Below are 3,944 nucleotides of genomic sequence, written 5' to 3'. Positions count from 1 at the left end.
CTGGTTGATGATGCACATGGTTTTGGTACCATGGGTAAAACAGGTGCCGGTACACATGAGGAGCAGGATTGCTTGAACGAGGTGGATGTGTATTTCGCTACCTTTGCCAAATCAATGGCGGGCATTGGTGCTTTCGTTGCTGCCGATCAGGATATTATCCATTACCTGCGTTATAATATGCGTTCACAAACTTTTGCCAAAGCATTGCCAATGCCTATGGTATTAGGTTTGAAAAAACGCTTCGAAATGTTGAAATCACAGCCCGAGCTTCGCGAAAAATTATGGCAGATCGCTAATGCTTTGCAGGCAGGTTTAAGAGAGCGTGGTTTTGATCTTGGTGCTTCAAATACCATGGTTACCCCGGTATTTTTAAAAGGTGATCTGTACGAAGCAACCGCTTTAACCCGCGACCTTCGCGAGAATTATGGTATCTTCTGTTCAATAGTAGTGTACCCGGTTATTCCTAAAGGTTTAATTGTACTGAGGTTGATCCCAACTGCGGCACATAGTTTAGATGATGTACAGCGCACCCTTGATGCTTACAGCGCGATTGGCGAAAAGCTGAAAGCCGGTTATTACAAAGAGAATAAACTGGAGATTGCTTAATAGCATATCCGGCAAATAACAAAGATAGCCCCGGAGATGATCCGGGGCTTTTTTGTATTTTAGAATTTGATGTAGAGACGCATCACATGCGTCTTCCGTGTGTAAAGCCACTCCCGCAGTTGTTGGTGTTGTCATCAACAACTGTTTGAACCTTCGCGTATCCGTAATGTAATACCAAGAGCATGGCGTAGAGTTGTTGGTGGCAACACCAACAACGGCGAGGGAATTTTTTGACCGTGTTATGTAATGCGATATTTTAAAATTCGTGTGATTCGATTTAATTCGAAAAATTAGTGAAAGTATTTCTTCAAAAACCTTGATAAAACGTTTCCTAAATTATTTTAGCAAGCTTTTTTGTTTAACTAAAACGCTTTTCTATTTTTACGCCTACCATATCAAAACCATGAAATTAAGCAGACGACATTTTATAAAAATTAACGGCGTTGCAGCCGCCGGTATCGGTTTAGGGTTAACTCCTGCATTTGCTTCGGCAGCGGCCCCGGCTTTTGAAAGCCAGCGCCCAAAACTGGCCGACCGTAAATTCACCAGCAAGGCTGTTGAAGCCATCATTAAAAAAGTTAAGGCTGATATTAAAGATCCTGAAGTTGCCTGGCTTTTTGAAAACTGCTACCCAAACACTTTAGATACTACGGTAAACTATTCTGAAAAAGACGGTAAGCCCGATACATTCGTGATCACCGGCGATATTAACGCCATGTGGATGCGCGATTCGTCGGCACAGGTTTGGCCGTACTTGCCGCTCATCAAAAATGATCCGGTACTTAAAAAGCTGATCCAGGGAGTATTGAGCCGCCAGGCTAAATGCGTGATCATTGACCCTTATGCCAATGCCTTTAACGAAGGGCCAACCGGCAGTGAGTGGGACAGCGACCGCACTACTATGAAACCTGAATTGCATGAGCGCAAATGGGAGATCGACTCACTTTGCTACCCGGTAAGGTTGGCTTACAACTACTGGAAAATTAGTGGCGATAGCAGCTTCTTCGACGAAAACTGGCAAAAAGCCGGCAAGATCATCCTTGCTACTTTTAAAGAGCAGCAACGTAAGGATGGTAAAGGGCCATACTTTTTCCAGCGCAAAACTGAGACACAAAGTGATACCGCGCCAAACAGGGGGTATGGCAACCCGGTTAAACCAGTTGGTTTAATTTGCTCAATCTTCCGCCCTTCAGATGATGCTACCATTTACCCATTCCTGATTCCGTCAAATTACTTCGCGGTAGCAAGCTTAAACCAAATGGCCGAAATGTACAACACCATAGGTCATGATAACGCTACTGCCGATGCCTGCAAAGCGTTGGCTGCTGAAGTTCAGGCAGCTCTTAAGCAATATGCTATTGGCCACCATCCGCAATTTGGGCAAGTAATTCCGTTTGAGGTGGATGGTTACGGAAACCAGTTGTTTATGGACGATTCGAACGTGCCAAGCCTGCTGGCTTTGCCTTACCTTGATTCGGTAAAAGTTGACGATCCGCTGTATCAAAGCACCCGTAAATTTGTGTTAAGCGATAGTAACCCTTACTACTTTAAAGGAACTGCTGCAGAAGGCATTGGCGGTCCGCACGTTGGCATTGGCTACATCTGGCCAATGGCAATCATTATGCGTGGTATTACTTCAACAGATAAAGCGGAGATTGTACAGTGTATCAAATGGCTGAAAAGCACCCACGCGGGCACTGGTTTTATGCACGAATCCTTCAATAAAGATGATGCAAAGGACTTTACCCGTAAATGGTTTGCCTGGGCTAACACATTATTTGGCGAATTGATACTGAAAGTACACGAGCACTACCCAGATATACTACAGCAGACTTTTTAAACCTGTTAAATATATTAATACTTAATAGTATTTAAAATACGACGTTTGGATTGTATAGATTACTATAAATATTATTTATAGTAATCTATGATTTGTATTTTAATTATTAATGAAGCTTATTTAAAAGTATAAGTTTGATTTAAACTTTTTAATAAAAAATAAACGAGGGCTAATAAACTTAAAGGGTTAAAAATGTGGAAAAAAACCACTGCCAAGGCCGTATTTTTCGGCTTCAAAAGTTTTTAATTAACAAAAAACATTTTAGCTTAGCTTAATTAAAACAATAAACCTCAAAATTTAAAAGGAGTAATTAAATGAAAAAATTTACTGAAGTAAAAGAGCTTGTAGCAGCTTTAGAGGCCGACGCCGATAAATTCTACAATAAAGGAAACAGCGCTGCCGGTACACGTGTACGTAAAGGCATGCAGGATCTTAAAAACCTGGCACAGGCAATCCGCCTTGAGGTTCAGGAAGCTAAGAATAAAGAGGCTTAGTAAGATTTTTATCATCTTATTCCAATAAAAAACCCGGTTCATGGACCGGGTTTTTTATTTATCGAAAGTTTTTCGGGGTTATAAAAAAGCGTCATTGCGAGGAACGAAGCAATCCCCGATTTGCAGAGCGGCTAAATAAGTCTGCCCTGTATAGTTTGGGATTGCTTCGTTCCTCGCAATGACGTGAAGTAGATAGGTCCTTATAAATTATTACGCCTTTACCGCTACCGGCGCCAGTTTTTTAAGCTCCCCGGCGATAGCGTCGGCAGTTTTTTCGCTTACCTGTACCAGGGGTAACCTTACTGTATCGCCGCAGATGCCTAATTGCTTTAAAGCGGTTTTAACACCGGCAGGGCTTCCATCGGAAAACATCAAACGGGTAAACTCTATCAGGTTAAAATGCGCTGCGTGTGCGCCTTTGTAATCGTTATTAAGCAAGAGCCTTACCATATCAGATAACTGGCGAGGCAGCGCATTACCGATAACCGATATCGCGCCAACGCCGCCCAAAGCCATCATTGGTAGGGTAACCGGATCATCGCCTGAGATAAACAGGAAATCTTCAGGTTTATCACGCATCAATTGATTAAACAGATCAAAATTACCTGATGCCTCTTTAATGCCGATAATGTTTTTAAACTCTTTTGCCAGGCGCACAGTTGTCTCTGCGCTAACAGTGCTGCCTGTGCGGCTTGGTACGTTATATAGTATTATCGGCAGTTTGCTGTTTTGCGCTATTGCTTTATAATGCTGATAAATACCCTCCTGGGTAGGTTTGTTATAATGCGGACTTGCTGAAAGTATAGCATCATAACCATCAATATCGAACGATTTTATTTGCTCAACAACCTCATGAGTATTATTACCGCCTATACCGGCTACCAGGCCAACGCGCTTATTTACCACTTCGGCAGTGAAAGCCCAAACTTGCTTTCGCTCAGCCTCGCTCAATGTGGCGCTTTCGCCGGTTGTACCTAACGATACCAGGTATTCCACCCCGCCAT

The 3,944-nt window shown here is 42.7% G+C and carries 4 protein-coding genes; 3 read left to right on the top strand and 1 reads right to left on the bottom strand.

From position 1 onward, the window contains the following. From VF500_RS18415 to VF500_RS18405, 3 genes are all read left to right on the top strand, one after another. Positions 1–606 (top strand): aminotransferase class I/II-fold pyridoxal phosphate-dependent enzyme (locus VF500_RS18415; RefSeq protein ID WP_330861079.1); only part of this gene is annotated, 606 nt, incomplete at its 5' end. Between the two features lie 403 nt (positions 607–1,009). Next, positions 1,010–2,446 (top strand): glycoside hydrolase family 125 protein, encoded by a 1,437-nt coding sequence (locus VF500_RS18410; protein WP_330861078.1) that lies wholly within the window; start codon positions 1,010–1,012, stop codon positions 2,444–2,446. Between the two features lie 314 nt (positions 2,447–2,760). Further along, complete coding sequence (locus VF500_RS18405; protein WP_090529881.1) at positions 2,761–2,940, top strand: histone H1; 180 nt, start codon at positions 2,761–2,763, stop codon at positions 2,938–2,940. 210 nt (positions 2,941–3,150) lie between these two features. On the opposite strand, the gene dapA is transcribed toward VF500_RS18405, so the two are convergent. Next, the coding region (gene dapA / locus VF500_RS18400) for a 4-hydroxy-tetrahydrodipicolinate synthase (protein WP_330861077.1) at positions 3,151–3,944 on the bottom strand (794 nt) is incomplete at its 5' end.

The organism is Mucilaginibacter sp., assembly GCF_036383575.1.
In the GTDB taxonomy this organism is placed as follows: Bacteria; Bacteroidota; Bacteroidia; order Sphingobacteriales; family Sphingobacteriaceae; genus Mucilaginibacter.
This window is presented reverse-complemented; position numbering and strand designations above follow the sequence as displayed.

Bases quoted from the DNA above. Each gene is read 5' to 3' on its own strand.
- VF500_RS18410 (WP_330861078.1), top strand. From the start codon at position 1,010: ATGAAATTAAGCAGACGACATTTTATAAAAATTAACGGCGTTGCAGCC.
- VF500_RS18405 (WP_090529881.1), top strand. From the start codon at position 2,761: ATGAAAAAATTTACTGAAGTAAAAGAGCTTGTAGCAGCTTTAGAGGCC.